General features: G+C 73.9%; 17 protein-coding genes. 9 read left to right on the top strand and 8 right to left on the bottom strand.

The genetic code is table 11. The features are described from left to right. The first annotated feature begins 29 nt into the window (after positions 1–29). Positions 30–1439 (top strand): UTP--glucose-1-phosphate uridylyltransferase, encoded by a 1410-nt coding sequence (locus JOD49_RS01455; protein WP_205305664.1) that lies wholly within the window; start codon positions 30–32, stop codon positions 1437–1439. Positions 1440–1590: 151 nt separating this feature from the next. Here JOD49_RS01455 and JOD49_RS01450 read toward each other — a convergent pair whose 3' ends face one another. Further along, the gene (locus JOD49_RS01450; RefSeq protein ID WP_205305663.1) at positions 1591–2262 is read right to left on the bottom strand and encodes a YigZ family protein; all 672 of its coding nucleotides are present in this window, start codon (positions 2260–2262) and stop codon (positions 1591–1593) included. Positions 2263–2420: 158 nt separating this feature from the next. Between JOD49_RS01450 and JOD49_RS01445 the strand changes: the two genes are divergently transcribed. Then, entirely contained in the window at positions 2421–3086 is a 666-nt protein-coding gene (locus JOD49_RS01445) for a site-specific integrase (RefSeq protein ID WP_239525118.1), read from the top strand. A 40-nt stretch (positions 3087–3126) separates the two neighbouring features. On the opposite strand, the gene JOD49_RS01440 is transcribed toward JOD49_RS01445, so the two are convergent. The 7 genes from JOD49_RS01440 to JOD49_RS01410 all read right to left on the bottom strand — a co-directional run bounded on the left by JOD49_RS01440 (position 3127) and on the right by JOD49_RS01410 (position 9215). Continuing rightward, positions 3127–3579, bottom strand: a complete 453-nt coding sequence (locus JOD49_RS01440; RefSeq protein WP_205305662.1) for a VOC family protein — start codon at positions 3577–3579, stop codon at positions 3127–3129. Between the two features lie 215 nt (positions 3580–3794). Beyond that, entirely contained in the window at positions 3795–4349 is a 555-nt protein-coding gene (locus JOD49_RS01435; RefSeq protein ID WP_205305661.1) for a hypothetical protein, read from the bottom strand. Beyond that, the gene (locus tag JOD49_RS01430) at positions 4346–5683 is read right to left on the bottom strand and encodes a DUF58 domain-containing protein (protein WP_205305660.1); all 1338 of its coding nucleotides are present in this window, start codon (positions 5681–5683) and stop codon (positions 4346–4348) included. The genes JOD49_RS01435 and JOD49_RS01430 overlap by 4 nt, the downstream gene beginning before the upstream one ends. After that, a complete protein-coding gene (locus tag JOD49_RS01425; protein WP_205305659.1) occupies positions 5680–6669 on the bottom strand; it encodes an AAA family ATPase in 990 nt (329 codons plus the stop codon). The genes JOD49_RS01430 and JOD49_RS01425 overlap by 4 nt, the downstream gene beginning before the upstream one ends. A gap of 70 nt (positions 6670–6739) precedes the next feature. Then, on the bottom strand, positions 6740–7291 hold the full coding sequence (locus JOD49_RS01420) for a hypothetical protein (RefSeq protein WP_205305658.1): 552 nt from the start codon (positions 7289–7291) through the stop codon (positions 6740–6742). Next, on the bottom strand, positions 7288–8046 hold the full coding sequence (locus JOD49_RS01415; protein WP_205305657.1) for a DUF4129 domain-containing protein: 759 nt from the start codon (positions 8044–8046) through the stop codon (positions 7288–7290). The genes JOD49_RS01420 and JOD49_RS01415 overlap by 4 nt, the downstream gene beginning before the upstream one ends. Beyond that, positions 8043–9215 (bottom strand): DUF3866 family protein, encoded by a 1173-nt coding sequence (locus JOD49_RS01410; RefSeq protein WP_205305656.1) that lies wholly within the window; start codon positions 9213–9215, stop codon positions 8043–8045. The genes JOD49_RS01415 and JOD49_RS01410 overlap by 4 nt, the downstream gene beginning before the upstream one ends. A gap of 119 nt (positions 9216–9334) precedes the next feature. On the opposite strand from JOD49_RS01410, the gene JOD49_RS01405 reads away from it, so the two are divergent. The 7 genes from JOD49_RS01405 to JOD49_RS01375 are packed head-to-tail and all read left to right on the top strand — an operon-like array spanning position 9335 to position 16903. After that, positions 9335–10330 carry a helix-turn-helix transcriptional regulator gene (locus JOD49_RS01405; protein WP_239525116.1) on the top strand — a complete coding sequence of 332 codons (996 nt, stop codon included), beginning with the start codon at positions 9335–9337 and terminating at the stop codon, positions 10328–10330. Beyond that, entirely contained in the window at positions 10323–11357 is a 1035-nt protein-coding gene (locus JOD49_RS01400; RefSeq protein ID WP_205305654.1) for a helix-turn-helix transcriptional regulator, read from the top strand. Before JOD49_RS01405 ends, JOD49_RS01400 begins: the two co-directional genes overlap by 8 nt. A 10-nt stretch (positions 11358–11367) precedes the next feature. Further along, positions 11368–11694 carry a hypothetical protein gene (locus JOD49_RS01395; protein WP_205305653.1) on the top strand — a complete coding sequence of 109 codons (327 nt, stop codon included), beginning with the start codon at positions 11368–11370 and terminating at the stop codon, positions 11692–11694. A 45-nt stretch (positions 11695–11739) separates the two neighbouring features. Beyond that, on the top strand, positions 11740–11937 hold the full coding sequence (gene tatA, locus JOD49_RS01390; RefSeq protein WP_036571710.1) for a Sec-independent protein translocase subunit TatA: 198 nt from the start codon (positions 11740–11742) through the stop codon (positions 11935–11937). A 3-nt stretch (positions 11938–11940) separates the two neighbouring features. Further along, the gene (tatC, locus tag JOD49_RS01385; RefSeq protein WP_486348501.1) at positions 11941–12729 is read left to right on the top strand and encodes a twin-arginine translocase subunit TatC; all 789 of its coding nucleotides are present in this window, start codon (positions 11941–11943) and stop codon (positions 12727–12729) included. Then, on the top strand, positions 12722–13792 hold the full coding sequence (locus JOD49_RS01380) for a diacylglycerol/lipid kinase family protein (RefSeq protein WP_205305652.1): 1071 nt from the start codon (positions 12722–12724) through the stop codon (positions 13790–13792). Before tatC ends, JOD49_RS01380 begins: the two co-directional genes overlap by 8 nt. A 48-nt stretch (positions 13793–13840) precedes the next feature. After that, positions 13841–16903 carry a DEAD/DEAH box helicase gene (locus tag JOD49_RS01375; protein ID WP_205305651.1) on the top strand — a complete coding sequence of 1021 codons (3063 nt, stop codon included), beginning with the start codon at positions 13841–13843 and terminating at the stop codon, positions 16901–16903. Positions 16904–16906 lie beyond the last annotated feature (3 nt).

Below are 16906 nucleotides of genomic sequence, written 5' to 3'. Positions count from 1 at the left end.
AGAGAGCCCCCAGACCTAGCATCGACACCATGAGCAGCCAGGGCCTCACCCACTCCCAGCGCAAGATGGCCGACGCCGGCGTCCACCCCACCGCGATCGACGTCTTCAGCCGCTTCTACGAGCTCCTCGACGGCGGCGCCACCGGCACCGTCCCCGAGGCCGACGTCGAACCCCTCACCGACGTCACCCACCGCCGCGACCTCGACATCGCCCCCCACGACGCGGCAGCCGCCCTCGCCCGCACCGCACTCGTCAAGCTCAACGGCGGCCTCGGCACATCCATGGGCATGGACCGCGCCAAGTCCCTCCTCACCGTCCGCGACACCCACCACGGCCCCCTCACCTTCCTCGACATCATCGCCGGACAGGTCCGCGCCGCCCGCGCCGCCACCGGCGCTCCCCTCCCGCTGCTCTTCATGAACAGCTTCCGCACCCGCGACGACACGCTCGCGGCGCTCGCGGCCTACCCGGACCTCGCGGTCGACGGCCTGCCGCTCGACTTCCTGCAGAACCGCGAGCCCAAGCTGCGTGCCGACGACCTCGAGCCCGTCGAGTGGCCCGCGGACCCGGACCTCGAGTGGTGCCCGCCCGGGCACGGGGACCTGTACACGGCCCTCGTCACGTCGGGGGCGCTCCAGCAGCTCCTGGACGCGGGCTTGTACGCGAGCGTGTCGAACTCGGACAACCTCGGCGCGGCACCGGACGCGGCCATGGCAGGCTGGTTCGCGGCGTCGGGTGCGCCGTTCGCGGCCGAGGTGGCGCGCAGGACGCCCGCGGACCGCAAGGGCGGCCATCTCGTGGTGCGACGCTCCGACGGCCGCCTCGTGCTGCGCGAGACCGCGCAGACGCCCGCGGAGGACCTCGTCGCCGCGGGAGACATCGAGCGGCACCGGTACTTCAACACGAACAACCTGTGGCTCGATCTGCGCGCGCTGGCCGCCGAGCTCGACCGGACCGGGGGAGTCCTCGGGTTGCCGCTCATCCGCAACCCCAAGACGGTGGACCCGACCGACGCGTCCTCGACGCCCGTGATCCAGATCGAGTCGGCGATGGGTGCTGCGATCGAGGTCTTCGAGGGCTCGACCGTGATCGAGGTGGACCGCAGCCGTTTCCTGCCGGTCAAGGCCACGAGCGACCTGTTGCTGCTGCGCTCGGACGTGTACGAGCTCGGTGACGACTTCACGCTCGCGGCCCAGGTCGAGGCGCCGCTGATCGACCTCGACGGCGCGCACTACAAGCTCGTCGGTGACTTCGACCCGCGTTTCGGGCAGGGGGCGCCGTCGTTGCGGGGGGCGCGGAGCCTCACGGTGCGCGGTGACTGGACGTTCGGTCGGGGTGTCGTCGCCGCAGGGGACGCGGCCCTGGCGGACGCCGGCGAGCCCCGGACGGTCCCGGACGGGGCGCGCGTGGGACCCGAGGGGATCGTCGGGTCGGCCTGACGGTCGAGAGCGGCGTCGTCCGGCCGGCGGGGACGGACCCCACGAGGCCGCTGGCGGCCCGTGAGCGGCGCGGGACGCGCTCTGGCGGCCCCTGGGTGCCCGACGGCGTCGCGAGGCCGGGAGCGCACCGTGCCGTGCGCCTCCGGGGTGCTCAGGCGGGCACGTCGACGACCCGTCCGTCGCCGACCACGGGCGAGACCGCCCCGCTCGACGCCGACGCGAGGTCCGCCGTGAGCGGCGCGAGGAGCGCGGGCGGGACCAGGAGCCGGAACGTCGCCTCGGCCGCGTAGACGGCGCCCTCGAGCACCGCGCCGCGGGCCTGGCACCACTCGTGGAGCACGTTGCCGATCCGGCCCGCCTCGGCGTGCGGGACGTCGACCGTGACTTCGACCATGACCTCGCGCCGCAGCACGGGGGCGAGGTCGAGCGTCTCGCTCACGGCGTTCGAGTAGGCACGGACGAGCCCGCCCGCCCCGAGCAGCACCCCGCCGAAGTAGCGCGTGACGACCGCGACGAGGTCGGTCACGTGCCGGTGCCGCAGGACCTCGAGCATCGGGATGCCGGCCGTGCCCGAGGGCTCGCCGTCGTCGCTCGACCGTTGCTGGTCGGCGTGCGTCCCGACGACGAGCGCGGTGCAGTGGTGCCGGGCTTCCCAGTGCTCCTTGCGGACGCTCGCGATCACGGACTCCGCCTCGGCGACCGACGCGACGGGGTGCAGGAGCGTGAGGAAGCGGGACTTCTTGATCACGAGCTCGTGCTCGACCGGGGCGGCGATCGTCGACGGGAGCGGCGCGTTCTCGGGGGACTGCAGGAGGGAGGGCATCGGCGCCAGCCTAGCCAACCCGCCCGTCCCGCCCTCAGGAGGGGCGGGTCGAGGACGGGAGGGGCGGCACGGCGTGGGCCGGGCGTCCCTCGGTCGACCGCGACGACACGCTGCGACGACAGGAGTGAAATAGTGTGCCAAGCAGATAGGCTCCTGCCATGGTCACCGACACCCCCGACTCACCCGGGACAGCCTCGACGGACGAGGGGGCCTCGGGCGTCGAGGCCCCGCAGGCACTCGCCCCCCGCTACCCGCGTCCGCCGGTCACGCGCGACGAGGCCGAGTGGGTCTGGCGCGAGCTGTCGGTCGGAGCGATGTACGCGTCGACCAAGCCGGAGATGGTGCGCCTGGCCGTCATCGTCGGCCTGACCCGGGCCACGGGTGCCCGGTACTCCGACCTGTTGCGCTGCACGGTCGACTCTCTCGACCTGGGGCCGACGGGCGCTCAGGCGGGGGAGGGGAGCGTCGTCGTGCAGCACGGCAAGCACCGCATCGTGCGCGAGCACCGCCTCGAGCCGGGCGTGGTCATGGTCCTGCGTCGCTGGATGGACGTCCGTGAGGAGCTGTGCTCCGAGCTCGAGGGCTCCGTGCCGCGTGCGCTGCTCCTGACGGTCCACCACACGCACGACAACGGCATCACCGTCGCGAGCGGGCTGCCCATCACCAAGCAGGGCCTGGTGCTGTCCTGGCGTCGCTTCGTGCAGCGCACCAACGCGCGGTACGGCGGGGTGCGCCCGCCCCTGCCGACGCGCTTCGAGCAGGTCCGTCGCGCATGGCACGCGGAGGCCGCCGACGGTCCGGCCGAGCCTGCCGCGCAGGAGTAGCGGGTCGGCCGAGCGGTCCGGCCCGGCCCGGCCGTGAGGGTCACCCCTCGCGTGAACCGTCCGCGGGGGAGGGGGTGGCCGCCCCGCCGAGCTCCTGGAACACCGTGATCTGGAGGCCGGCGGGGGCGTCGAGACGTGCGTTCAGCGAGTCCCACGGGGTGCGGACGGGCGGTGCCACGAGCGACGCCCCCGCGTCGACCAGGTCGGCCGTGACGCCGGCCGCGTCGGTCACCTCGAACGCGACGCGCAACCGGGGAGCGACCTGCTTGCCGACCTCGACGTCGTCGATCAAGCGCTTCTGGGCGGGGTTGGCGATCTCGAGCGTGGCGCGTCCCGCGTCGAGGATCGCGACCCGTGCGTCCCCGTCCCCGGTGTACGCCTCGAGCTGGGGGAGGCCCAGGGCGTCGCGGTAGAAGGCGAGCGCCTGGTCGTAGTCCTGCGCCTCGACGACCAGGCGCAGCTGCAGGACGGGGCGGGCGGGGGTGTCGGTCATCCGGCCACGGTAGGTCAGTCGCTCGGATGCTGCGTGCCATTCTCTTCTCCGGCTAAAATAGTGTGCCAAGCGTACCGACCACACACATCACCCAGGAGATCGACTCACCGAGCAGCCCGGACAAGCCGGGGTCGAGCCCCACCGTTCGACCGGACGACGAGGCCCCCTGCTCCAGCGGGGGAGCAGGGGGCCTCGAGCCGGGTCGCGAGGTCGCGTCAGCGCCACCAGGTCCGGGGGGTGGCGAGGACGACGATCCCGATCAGCGCGACAGCGGCCACGACGACGAAGAGTCCGCTGCGGTCGAGCGTCGAGGCCGCTAACGCGACGAGCGCGAGCCCTTGGCACGCGAGCTGGACGAGCCCGGCTCGACGCAGCTCCGCACGCAGGACAGCACGCTCGACCCCGCCCTTCCTGGGGACCCGCGCGGCCCACCACGCCGCACGCAGCACCACCTGGGCGAGCGGGAGGAGCAGGAAGACGACCGGGTCGAACGACGTGTCGCCCGCGAGCAGCGCCAAGGCTCCGACGAAGAGCACCAGCTGCGGCACCGGGGTGTGCGGCCGTGCGCCCACGAGGGCCGCGAAGGCCACCCCGACGGCCACGCTCCCGAGCAGCGGGAAGAGCTGGTACCCGGCGAGGACGCCGAACAGGAACGTCGCACCGACCAGGATCGCCTGCAGGACGCTGCCCGCGACCGTGGGACCCGTGCTCACCTCGGTCGACGGCGGGCCTGCCTGGTCGTGCGGCGGGACGGTGGGGAGCGCGCTCATCGGGTCGTCCCTCGCTGGCTGTGACGTTGACGACGGGCTGCGAGCTCGAGCGCGGCCCGGGCCCCGCCCTTGCCGTTCACCGAGGCGGTCCAGGGCACCACGAGGACGCCCTCGCGTCGGATGGCCTCGAGGCGCTGCTCGCGCTCCAGACGCGTGATGCGCCACGCGAGCACGACGCCCGGCTCGTCCTGGGGGACGTCGACGGTCGGGAGGATGTCGACCGCGACCACGGGGTGTCCGGTCGCCCGCCACGTCTGGGCGATCATGGCGCTCTCGTCGTCGAGGAAGGTCGAGAACATGTAGACCAGGGCCGCCGCCGGGATCTGCGGCGGACGCATGCGTCGACGCGGCTCACCGATGGGGTGGGCGAGGGCGAGAGCGTGGACGATCCGCTGGAGCTGGCGCTTGCCCGCTGCCGGCGGGAGAGGGCGACGGATCCACCCGAGATCCTCGAACCCGACCCTGTCCCCTCCGTCCAGCGCGGTCTGGGCGACCGACGCCGCGGCATGGCGGGCGATGTCCAGGGACGTCGCCCGGTCCATCGGCAGCGGACCGCGCCCCCGCCACGTCGTGACGTCGGGCCCCACCTCGTCCCGCGAGTCCAGGACGAGGACGATCGTCGCCTCGGCCGTGGCCTGGGTGCGCCGGACGTACAGCGTCTCGAGCCCGGGGGACCGGCGTGCGGTCGCGCGCCAGTCGATGCGACGCAGACGGTCGCCCGGGGCGAAGGGGTGGACGTCTCGGAGCTCGGTGCCGTCGCCGAGGCGCCTGGTCGTGTGCGGACCCGTGAGCCCGGCGAGCTGGCGGGGCAGCGGGAGGAGACCGAGGGGCTGCGCGGTCGGCAGGACGAGCATCCCGGGGGACTGGGCCGCGTCCGGGACCGACTCGACGACCCCCTCGGTTCCTGACGCGACGTGGTCGACCCGGAACATGCGGTGCGGGCCGGTCCGCGCCGAGTGCGTCGTGAGGTCGAGCGTCCGGGTCCGGTCGACCAGCACCGTGACGTCCGCGTCCTCGTTCCCCGGGCTGGTGACGCGCAGGCGGACCGGTGTGGCGTCGTCGGGCACGTCGAGGCGGAGCCGGGACCGGAGCTCGCCAGGACGCAGGCCCGTGGTGTCCGCCGCCTCGAACGTGACGACCACGCCCTCGTTCCTGGGACGGACGCTCCATCCCCACGCCGCGCTGAGCAGCGCCGGCGCACCCAGGACGGCGACGTCGGCGTGGCCCGTGAGGAGACCTGTGACGAGGAGGGCCAGGCCGAGCACGACGCCCGCTGCGAGGCTCGTCGTCTGCTGCCAGCTCGTCAGGCGTGTCGTCGTGGCGAGCGAGGTCATCGCGTCGCGGAGGCGACCGCAGCAGGGCCGGGGACGCGGTCGAGGATGGCGCGGACGATGGTCTGCGGCTGGGCGTTCGAGGCCCAGGCCGTCGGCGTCAGGGTCAGGCGGTGCGCGAGCACCGGGACGGCGACCCGCTTGACGTCCTCGGGCAGCACGTAGTCCCGGCCGTCCAGCGCGGCGACGGCGCGGGCCAGCAGGACGAGGTTCTGCGAACCACGGGGCGACGCTCCCACCTCGAGCTGCGCGTCGGCGCGCGTGGCCGCGACGAGGTCCACGCAGTACGTGAGGACGTCGGGGTCGACGTCGGTCGCCTCGACCCCTGCCTGCATCGCGAGGACGGTCCGTGCGTCGACGACCTGGCGCACCTCCGCCTGCTCCTGACGTCGGTCGAGACGACGACGCAGGACCTCGCGCTCCTCGTCCCGGCCCGGGTAGCCGACGCCCAGCCGGACCATGAAGCGGTCGAGCTGCGCCTCGGGCAGCGGGTAGGTGCCCTCGTACTCGACGGGGTTCGACGTCGCGAGGACGTGGAACGGCCGCTGGAGCGGGTAGGTGCTGCCCTCGATCGAGACCTGCCGCTCGGCCATGGCCTCGAGGAGCGCGGACTGCGTCTTGGGTGCCGTCCGGTTGATCTCGTCCGCCAGGAAGATGCCCGTGAAGACCGGGCCGGGACGGAACACGAAGTCGGTCGTCGCCGGGTCGTACACCGAGGACCCCGTGATGTCCGCGGGCAGGAGGTCCGGGGTGCACTGGAGCCTCGCGAAGTCGAGCCCCAGGGCGGTCGCGAGGCTGCGAGCAGCGAGGGTCTTGCCGAGTCCCGGCACGTCCTCGAACAGGACGTGCCCGCCCGCGAGGATCGTGGCGAGCGCGAGCTCGAGCGAGTCCCGCATGCCGACGACGGCCGTACCGACCTCGTCGAGGATGCGGCGGCCGTGCGCGGCCACCTCGGGGATGCTGAGCGCGGGGGCAGGGGAGTCCGTCATCGGGTTCGCCTCTCGGTGCTGGTGACTGGTGGGTGACGTGCTGCGGCATCGGTGCCGACGGTCGTGCGGGTCAGGCGTCGGTACGGAGGTTCCGGTCGCCGGTGCCGTGCCCGGCGCTGCCCGCGTGGACGGCGCCGGGAGGCCCGTCGACGAGGTTCTCGACCGCGCTCACCCAGGAGCGCAGGACCTTCATGGTCGGCGGCCGGGGGTCGGAGGTCATCTGCCGGTGCACCTGCGGACCGAGCCTGTCCGCCGCCGCCCGGACCTGCTCGGGGTCGGTGCTGTGCAGGTCGATGCCCTCGTCGGCGAGAGCCGTGGCCGCGAGCGCCCGGACGCGTCGGTGGGCGCGTTCGCTGACTCGTCCGTGACTTCCGTGCATGGCCCAGGTGAGGTCGGAGAGGTCGCGGCGTGCGCCGTCGCGGTTGGTGTCGGGCAGTGCCCGGTGCTGGGGGTCGTGTCCGGGGTCGACGCGTCGGGAGACGACGAGGGCGACGAGGAGGGTGACGGTGAGGGCGATCGCGTGGGGGAGGTCGAGGCCGAGGAGGGCGAGGGCGATGCCGGTGGCGACGAGCAGGGCTGCGTGGGTGAGGAGCTTCTTGTCGGTGGTGAGCCGGAGCTTCATCGTGCCCCTCCCCGCTGGGTGCCGTGGGTGGTCTCGTGCTGGGGTGCGTCGCTGTCGTCCGTGTCGGGTGGTGTGAAGGCGATGGCGAGGCGTTCGAGGCAGTCGCGTGCGGTGTCGATGTCCTGGGGGGTGAGGGGGTGGGTGGTGAAGCGTGCCCGCTGGTAGAGCTTCAGGAGGGTGGTGACGGCGTCGGGGTCGGCGGGGGTGGCGTCGAGGACGGTCGTGGTGAACTCGGTGGGGGTCTGTGCGGGGTGGCGGCGGTGGCCGGTGTCGGCGGTGGCGTCCTCGAGCGCTATCCAGGCGGCGGTGACGGCGTCGCGGGGGGTGGCGGCGGTGTCGAGGAGGTGCCGGGCGTGCTGGACGCCGCGGCGTAGTGCGGGGAGCTGGACGGTGAGGGTGGGGGTGGCGATGCTGGCGCCGGCCGTGACGTGGTCGTGGGGGGCGGGGGCCTCGGGGGCGGGTTCGCGGGTGCGGCGGCGCAGGCGGACGATCGCGATGACGGTGAGCACGACGGCGACCAGGATCGCCAGGTACGTCATGTACTCGCCGATGCTGAGGCCGGCGGCGCGTTCGTCGAGCCCTTCGAGGAAGAGCGCGGTGTCCTCGGTGCGTTGCACGGGTGGCGGTGGCGCGACGGTGCTGGGTCTGGTGGTGACGGGCTCGAGCCGGAAGCTCCAGCGGTTCCCGGCGGCGGCGCCGACGAGGACGAGGGCGATCAGGACGACGACACCCCCCAGTCGCGTCCGGTTGCTCATGCTGGTCGGTTCCTCTCGGCGTACAGGCCGGCGGTGGCGGCGGCCAGGAAGGCGGCGGGGTCGTCGTCGAGGCCCCGGCCCATGGTGGACAGGCCGACGGGGGTGGCGCGCAGCGCTCCGAGGAGGGTCGCGTCGGCGTCGGCGTGGACGAGGCGGTGGCGCCCGTGGGGGGCGGCGAGGCGTGCGGCCTGCTCGGTGATGCGTGCGGTGAGTGCGGCTCCCCACCCGGGGAGGGCTTCGACGTCGGCGCTGGGGCGGGGGACGACGACGTCGCTGGCCGCGAGCGCCACCCGGCCGTAGGCGGTCTGGGAGTGGTGGGAGATGCCGAGGTGGCGTTCGCGGGGGTCTGCGCCGGAGACGCGCAGGGAGGCGACGGGGCGGCCGCCGAGGGTGGCGGCGGCGTTGAGGGCTTCGCCGGCGGCGACGCCGGAGAAGCCCCAGCGGGTGCCGGTGCCGAGGTTGCCGGGGCCTTGGGTGACGATGGCGAGGTCTGCGCCGGTGACGTGGCGCGCGGCGAGGAGTCCGGTGTGGACGGTGACGGCTTCGTGGTCGCCGCCGTAGGCCTGGCCGACGGTGAGGCAGGTGTGGAGCCAGTCGGCGTCGCGCAGCGCGGCGACGGTGCGGGAGAACGCGGCGGGCAGGGCGCCGCCGTCGGTCATGACGTAGGCGATGCGGGGGGCGGGGCGTCCGTCCTGGGCGGCGGCGAGGCGGGCGCCGGCGACGATGGCGGGCAGCGCGGAGTGGAGGTCGGCGACGACGACGGGCATGCCGGTCAGGTCGTCGGCGTCGCGCAGGGTGTCGTGGTGGGGGGACTCCTGCTCGTCGACGCCGAGGACGAGGGCCTGCAGGGGGGTGTAGCGGGCCTTGACGAGGTGTCCGGGGCCGGGGGCGGGGTCGGGGGGCAGGGCGCCGGGGAGGGCGACGACGAGGGCGTACCCGCCGGTGCCGAGGCCGCGGGCGAGGGCGGAGACGTTGAGGAGGACCTGGTCGCCGACCTGGGGCTCTCCGACGAGCTGCGGGTAGGCGAGGGCGCGCACGGTGCGGGGGCGTTCCTCGGTGCCTGGGGCGGTGGTGGCGGGCAGGGGTTCGTCGAGCTCGACGGTCACTTCTTGCGCGCCTTGCCAGGCCCGGCCGCGGGAGATCACCCTTGCACTACGCCACGTCATCACACGGGTGAGGATAGCGTTCGTTAGCGTGGGTGCCGATGCCTGATCAGACGAGTCAACCAGTCAACCCTGCCACGAGGCTCTTGAACCTCGTGATCGCCCTCGTGAACACGAGCGTGTCGATGACGAAGCAGCAGATCCGTACGAGCGTCGCGGGGTATGCCGACGCGCCCTCTCCTGAGGCGTTCGAGCGCATGTTCGAGCGTGACAAGGACTCGTTGCGCGATCTCGGGATACCGATCGTGACGGTCGACGCCGGGGGGCACAGCGACGACGTCGGGTACCGGATCGACCAGGACGCGTACGCGTTGCCCGCGGTGGACCTGACCCCGGCGGAGTTCGGGGTGCTGTCCCTGGCGGCGCAGTTCTGGCAGGACAAGACGCTGCGTACGGACATCTCGCGCGCGCTGACGAAGCTGCGGGCGGCGGGCGCGGGCGAGGTCGCGAACGACGCGGTCGCGGGGCTCGCCCCGCGGGTGCGGGCCGTGGGTGACGCGTACGGTCCGCTGCTCGACGCGATCGAGGCGCTGCGGGCGGTGTCGTTCACGTACCGGGCGGCGTCCACGGGGGAGGTGCTGGCTCGTACGGTCGAGCCGTGGCGCATCGCGGCCCGGCGCGGCGGCTGGTACCTCCTCGGGTTCGACCGCGAGCGCCAGGCGCCGCGGGCGTACCGCCTGAGCCGGATCGAGGGCCGGGTGCGTCTGCTGGGGCGTGCGGGGTCGTTCGTCATCCCGGACGGGGTGGACGTGGACGCGCTCCTGGGGGCGCGGGCCGGGCAGGAGCAGCTCGCGGCGCTGGCGATCGGGCCGGAGCGGGCCGAGGCGTTGCGGGCACGGGGGCACAGCGACGGGGACGGGCCGGGTGCGGGGCCGCGTGCGGACGGTCGTGACGTCGTGCACGTGCCGTTCACGAACCAGCACGCTTTCGCGGACGAGATCGCGGGGTACGGGGACGCGGTCGTGGTGCTGAGCCCTGCGGGGCTGCGGGACGCCGTCGTGCGACGCTTGAGCGCCGCGGCGCTCCTGGGACGTGGGCCGGGTGCGCCGACGCCGGGCCGGGCGGGGGATCAGGCGGGGGACGGGAACGGCACGACGAGCACGGAGGAGCAGCGTGGCTGAGCGCGCGGACGACCGGTTGGTGCGCCTGCTGGGCATCGTCAGCTATCTGGACGGCGCGGGCGGGGTCCCGGTCGAGGAGCTCGCGACCCGGTTCGGGGTGACGACCCGCCAGATCGTGGAGGACGTCGACGCCCTGTGGGTGTCCGGCACCCCGGGGTACTGGCCCGACGACCTGATCGACTTCGACGCGGACTCCCTCGAGCGGGGCGTCGTGCGGCTCACGGAGGCGCGCGGCATGACGCGGCCCCTGCGCCTGGGCACGCGCGAGGCCGTGGCGCTCATCGCGGCGCTGCGCGCCATGGGGGAGACCCCGGCGGTGCGTGCGGACCGGGCACGCTCCGACGTCGTCGCGTCCGTCCTGGACAAGCTCACCGGCGCGACGGGCGAGGCCGCCGCCGCCCTCGACGTGCGCCTGTCTCCCGACGGTGCCCCCGAGGTCGTCGCCGCGGTGTCCTCGGCGCTGGCGAACCGGCACCGGCTGCGCGTGCGGTACGTGACGAGCTCGGACGTCGTGTCCGAGCGTGAGATCGACCCCGTGGCCCTGCACACGCAGGACGCCTACTCCTACCTCCTCGCGTGGTGCCACCGCGCGCAGGGGCAGCGCACGTTCCGCCTCGACCGGCTCCTGGCCGCGACCGAGCTCGACGTGCCCGCGGGCGAGCACGACCTGCCGACCGAGGTCGACTTCACGCCCACGGGCGACGCGCCGCTCGCGACGATCACGTTCGCCAGCCCTGCGCGCTGGGTCGCGGAGCAGGTCCCGGTGGAGAAGGTCCGCAACCTGCCCGACGGCGCGTTCGAGGTCTCCCTGCGCGTCACGAACCCCGTGTGGTTGCGCCGCCTGCTCCTCGAGCACGCCCGTCACGTCCTGGCCGTCGCCCCCCAGGCCGTCGCCGACGACGTCGCGCAGGCCGCGAGCGCCGCCCTGGCCGCGTACGGGCACGGGGACGCCACGGACGCGGCCGACGCGGCAGCGCCCGAGGTGTCGGAGGGGACCGCGGGGTCCGCCGGCGCCCCGGCGAACTAGGCTGGACGACATGTGGTTCACCATCTGGTCGGTCCTGGTCGTCGGCACGCTCGTCGGCGCCTTCTTCCTGGGGCGTGACCTGTGGCGCAAGGCCAAGGCTCTGTTCGCGCAGATGTCGCAGTCGGCGGTCGTGATGGACCGGTTCGCGCAGCGCACGGACGAGGTCACCGCCTCGCTGGCGGCCTCCCAGCCCAGCACGGCGCCCACCCTGTTCGACGACCCGGCCCTCCTGCACGAGCGTGTGGAGGAGCTGCGCGCGCAGCGGGCCGAGCGCCGGGCGCTGCGCAGGACCCGCAACACGCAGACGTGGGACCGGTGGCGTCGATTCAACGCGTAGGATCTGCGACATCAAGACTTGCGTCCGACTCCAAGGAGCCATCTCATGGGCATGCTGAAGCCCTGGCACATCATCGTTCTTGTCGTCGTCGTCCTGCTCCTGTTCGGGGCGAAGCGACTTCCTGACCTGGCCCGCAGCGTGGGGCAGTCGCTCAAGATCTTCAAGAGCGAGGTCAAGGACCTGCGCGACGACGACAAGCCCGCGGAGCCTGCCGTCAAGGATGACGACGCCCCCAAGGCCTGACCCGTGGCCGGTTCGACGAAGACGGCCAGGTCCGCCGAGGGGCGCATGCCGCTGCGCGAGCACCTGCTCGAGATCCGCAAGCGACTCTTCCTGGTCTCGTGCGGGCTCGTCCTGGGTGCGATCGGTGGCTGGTTCCTCTACGAACCGCTGCTGGCCGCGCTCCAGGCGCCCCTCGAGGCGGCCGCGGCGGCGCAGAACAAGATCATCAACCTGAACTACTCGGGGCTGGCGACCGCCCTCGACATGAAGATCAAGGTGTCCCTGTTCCTCGGGGTGCTCGTGTCCTGCCCGTGGTGGCTCTACCAGTTCTGGGCGTTCATCACCCCGGGCCTGACGCGCAAGGAACGCCGCTACGCCATGGGCTTCCTCGGGGCGTCGGTGCCGCTGTTCCTGGGCGGGGTGTTCCTCGCCTGGTGGGTCCTGCCGCACGCGGTCGACATCCTCGCGACGTTCGTGCCCGACGGCGCGACGAACTTCACCGACGCACAGGGCTACCTGAGCTTCGTGATGCGCCTCGTCCTGGCGTTCGGGCTCGCGTTCGTCCTGCCCGTGGTCCTGGTCGCCCTGAACTTCGCGGGCCTGGTCCGCTCCTCGACCCTGCTCGCGGGGTGGCGGTGGGCCGTCCTGATCGCGTTCGTGTTCGCGGCCGTCATGACCCCCACGCCCGACGCGCTCACCATGATCTTCGTCGCCCTGCCCATCTGCTTCTTGTACTTCGCGGCCGTCGGGATCGCGATCCTGCGCGACCGCAGCACCGACAAGCGCCTCGCCGCCGCACTCCCCGGTGCCTGAGCAGCACACGTCCCGCCCCGCCCGCCTCGGAGTCGTCGTCAACCCGACGGCCGACCGCGGACGGGGCCGGGGCGACGGCGTGCGCACCCTCGCCCTCCTGCACGCGGCCGGGCACGACGTCCTGGACCTGAGCGCCCCGAACGCGCCCCTCGCGCTCGAGAACGCCCGCGACGCCGTCGCCGGAGGGATCGACGCCCTCGTCGTCGTCGGCGGGGACGGCATGGTCCACCTGGGGGTCAACGCGGTCGCGGGCACCGGGATCCCCCTCGGCATCGTCGCCGCCGGGACGGGCAACGACTTCGCGTCGGCCCTCGACCTGCCCGTGCACGACGTCCCTGCCGCCGTCACGCTCCTCCTCGACGCCCTCGCGGCCCGCAGCGCGGGCGAGGGCGGGGTGCGGGCCGTCGACGCCGCCCGGGCCGAACCCCTCGACACCGACCTCGAGCCCCGTCCCGGACGGGCCCGCTGGTTCTGCGGCGTGCTGTCCGCAGGGCTCGACGCCGCCGTCAACGCGAACGCCAACGCCCTGACGTGGCCGAGGGGCGGCGCCAAGTACGTGCGCGCGGTCGCGAGCGAGCTCGCCCGCTTCCGCCCCTACGGGTACCGCGTCACCGCGGTCCTCGCTCCCGGCGACCAGCCGGGCACGGTCCCGGGCACCGTGCCCGACGACGTGCCCGACGACGGCGCGCCCCCGTTCGTGTGGACCTCGCCCGGGACCCTGGTCGCCGTGGCCAACGGGCACCGCTTCGGCGGCGGCGTCCAGATCGCCCCCGACGCCCGGATCGACGACGGCCTCCTCGACCTCGTGACCGCCGGGCCCCTGACCCGCCTCGGTGCCGCTCGCATCTTCCCCGGCATGTACCAGGGCAGGCACGTGCACCACCCAGCGGTCGACCTGCGGCCCGTCACGTCCGTGCTCCTCGAGGCGACCGACGCGGGCCGCCCCCCGCCCCCGGCCTTCGCCGACGGGGAACGCATCGCCCACCTGCCCGTGCGCGTCACCGTCGTCCCCGGCGCCCTGCGCGTCCTCGACGGCCGCGTCACCGGGCCCCCGCCCGCCTGACGACGAAAAGCCCCACCGACCGACACCCCCGGACCGTAGGGTGGTGGCATGACCGCAGCACCCCGCACCGCCGGCAACGCAGGACACGACGACACAGCCGACACAGCCGGCCCGGCGAGCCCCGCGGAGCGGTACGCGTCCTCGCGCGCCCTCCAGGCCGCCTCCCGCACCCACCTCGCCGCGTTCCGCGAGATCGTCGGCTTCCCGTTCGACGACTTCCAGGTCCGCGCCTGCCAGGCCCTCGAGGAGGGACGTGGCGTCCTCGTCGCCGCCCCCACCGGCGCCGGCAAGACCGTCGTGGGGGAGTTCGCCGTCCACCTCGCGCTCGCCGGTGGCCGCAAGGCGTTCTACACGACCCCCATCAAGGCGCTGTCCAACCAGAAGTACGCCGACCTCGCGCGCCGCCACGGACCCGACCAGGTCGGCCTGCTCACGGGCGACACGTCCATCAACGGCGACGCCCCGATCGTCGTCATGACCACCGAGGTCCTGCGCAACATGCTCTACGCGGGCTCGCGCGCCCTCGACGGCCTCGCGTTCGTCGTCATGGACGAGGTCCACTACCTTGCCGACCGCTTCCGCGGACCCGTCTGGGAAGAGGTCATCATCCACCTCTCGGACGACGTCCAGCTCGTGTCGCTGTCCGCGACCGTGTCCAACGCCGAGGAGTTCGGCGACTGGCTCGAGATGGTCCGCGGCGACACCGCCGTCGTCGTCAGCGAGCGCCGACCCGTCCCGCTGTGGCAGCACGTCCTGGTGGGCTCGCGCCACCGCGGCCCCCGCACCCCCGGCGAGGTCGTGCGTCCGGGCACGGGCGCCGACCTGATCGACCTGTACGCGGGGCACGTCGACCCCACCGACCCGGGCGTCAACCCGCCCATCAACCCGGACCTGCTCGTGGCGTTCCGCGCCGGTGCCCGCGACGGCGGGTACCCCGGGCGCGGGCGCGGGGGAGACCGCGGCTACCGGGGGCGCGGGGGCCGTGGCGGGCCAGGCGGACACCGGGGTGGCGGATCGGGGGACGGGGGCGGACGCCGCACCCCGCCCCGCTTCGCCGTGGTCGACGCCCTGGACGCCGACGGGCTGCTGCCCGCGATCTTCTTCATCTTCTCCCGCGCCGGGTGCGAGGCCGCCGTGACCCAGTGCCTGGCCGCCGGGCTGCGCCTGACCACGCCCGCGCAGGAGGCCGAGATCCGCGCGACCGTCGAGGCGCGCAGCGCGACCCTGCCCGCCGAGGACCTCGACGTCCTGGGCTACTGGACGTGGAGCGAGTCCCTCGCGCGCGGCGTCGCGGCCCACCACGCGGGCATGCTGCCCATCTTCAAGGAGATCGTCGAGGACCTGTTCAGCCGGGGACTGGTCAAGGTCGTGTTCGCGACCGAGACCCTCGCCCTCGGGATCAACATGCCCGCCCGCTCGGTCGTCCTGGAGAAGCTCGTCAAGTGGGACGGGACCTCGCACGTCGACATGACCCCGGGGGAGTACACCCAGCTCACGGGTCGCGCCGGTCGCCGCGGCATCGACGTCGAGGGGCACGCCGTGGTCGTCGACCACCCCGGACTCGACCCGGTCACCCTCGCGGGACTCGCGTCCAAGCGTCTGTACCCGCTCAAGTCCTCGTTCCGCCCCACCTACAACATGGCCGTCAACCTCGTCGCGCAGGTGGGACGCGAGCGCGCGCGCGACGTCCTGGAGACGTCGTTCGCGCAGTTCCAGGCGGACCGGGGCGTCGTGGGCCTCGCCAAGCAGGCGCAGGCGCACGCCGAGGCCCTCGAGGGGTACGCGCAGGCCATGACGTGCGACCGGGGCGACTTCGGCGAGTACGCCCGGCTCCGGCGGGCGATCGCGACCCGCGAGGCCGACCTGTCGAAGTCGGCGCAGCGGGCCCGGCGCGCCCAGGTCGTCGCGGACTTCGAGAACCTGCGCGTCGGCGACGTCGTCGAGCTGCCCACGGGGCGCCGCGCCGGGTACGTCGTCGTGCTCGACCCCGGCAAGGACGGCGGCTTCGACGGCCCCCGCCCCACCGTCCTGACCGAGGACAAGCACGTCAAGAAGCTCACGGTCGCCGACGCCCCCTCCGGGATCCGCACGGTCGGCACGGTCCGCATCCCCAAGACGTTCAACCCGCGCGTGCCCGCAGCCCGCCGCGACCTGGCCTCGTCGCTGCGCAACGCGCTCGGCGCGTTCGTCGACACCCCGGGTGCGCCGTCGCGGGGCACGTCGCCCACCGTGCGGTCGTCCGCCGCCGACGACAAGGAGCTCAGCCGCCTGCGTGCGGCACTGCGGGCCCACCCGTGCCACGACTGCCCCGAGCGCGAGGACCACGCCCGGTGGGCCGAGCGGTGGGCCAAGCTCAAGAAGGAGCACGACGCCCTCGTGCGGCGCGTCGAAGGACGCACCGGCTCGATCGCGCGCGTCTTCGACCGCATCTGCGACATCCTCACGGGCCTCGGCTACCTCGAGATCGACCCCCACCCCGCAGGGGGCGGTGCGCTCGAGGACGGGCCCCGGGACGCGGACGCCCCGGGCACGCCCTCGTCGAGCACGGCCGGGGCCGGCCCCCGCAGCGCCCCCCGCCGCACGCCTGCCCCCGACGTCAGGATCACCGACGCCGGCCAGTGGTTGCGCCGGCTCTACGCCGAGAACGACCTCCTGCTCGCCGAGTGCCTGCGGCGCGGCGTGTGGGACGAGCTCGACCCGGCCGGGCTCGCCGCCGTCGTCTCGACCCTCGTCTTCTCGGCCCGCCGCGACGAGCCCGGCGAGCCGTACGTGCCCGGCGGACCCCAGGGGAAGCTCGCCCGCGCGCTCGACGCGACGGTCGTCGTGTGGTCCGAGGTCGACGACCTCGAGGAGGCCCACCACATCGACGCGACCGGCACCCTCGACCTGGGGATCGTGGCGGCCGTGCACCGGTGGGCCAACGGGCGCAGCCTCGACGCCGTCCTGCGCGGCTCCGAGCTCGCCGCGGGGGACTTCGTGCGCTGGTGCAAGCAGATCATCGACGTCCTCGACCAGCTCGCGACCGCGGCCCCCACCCCCGCGATGCGCAAGACCGCCGTGCGCGCCATCGAGGCCGTCCGGCGCGGGGTCGTGGCCTACTCGAGCGTGTGACCT

The sequence above is a fragment of the Oerskovia jenensis genome (genome assembly GCF_016907235.1).
Classification (GTDB): domain Bacteria; phylum Actinomycetota; class Actinomycetes; order Actinomycetales; family Cellulomonadaceae; genus Oerskovia; species Oerskovia jenensis.
This window is presented reverse-complemented; position numbering and strand designations above follow the sequence as displayed.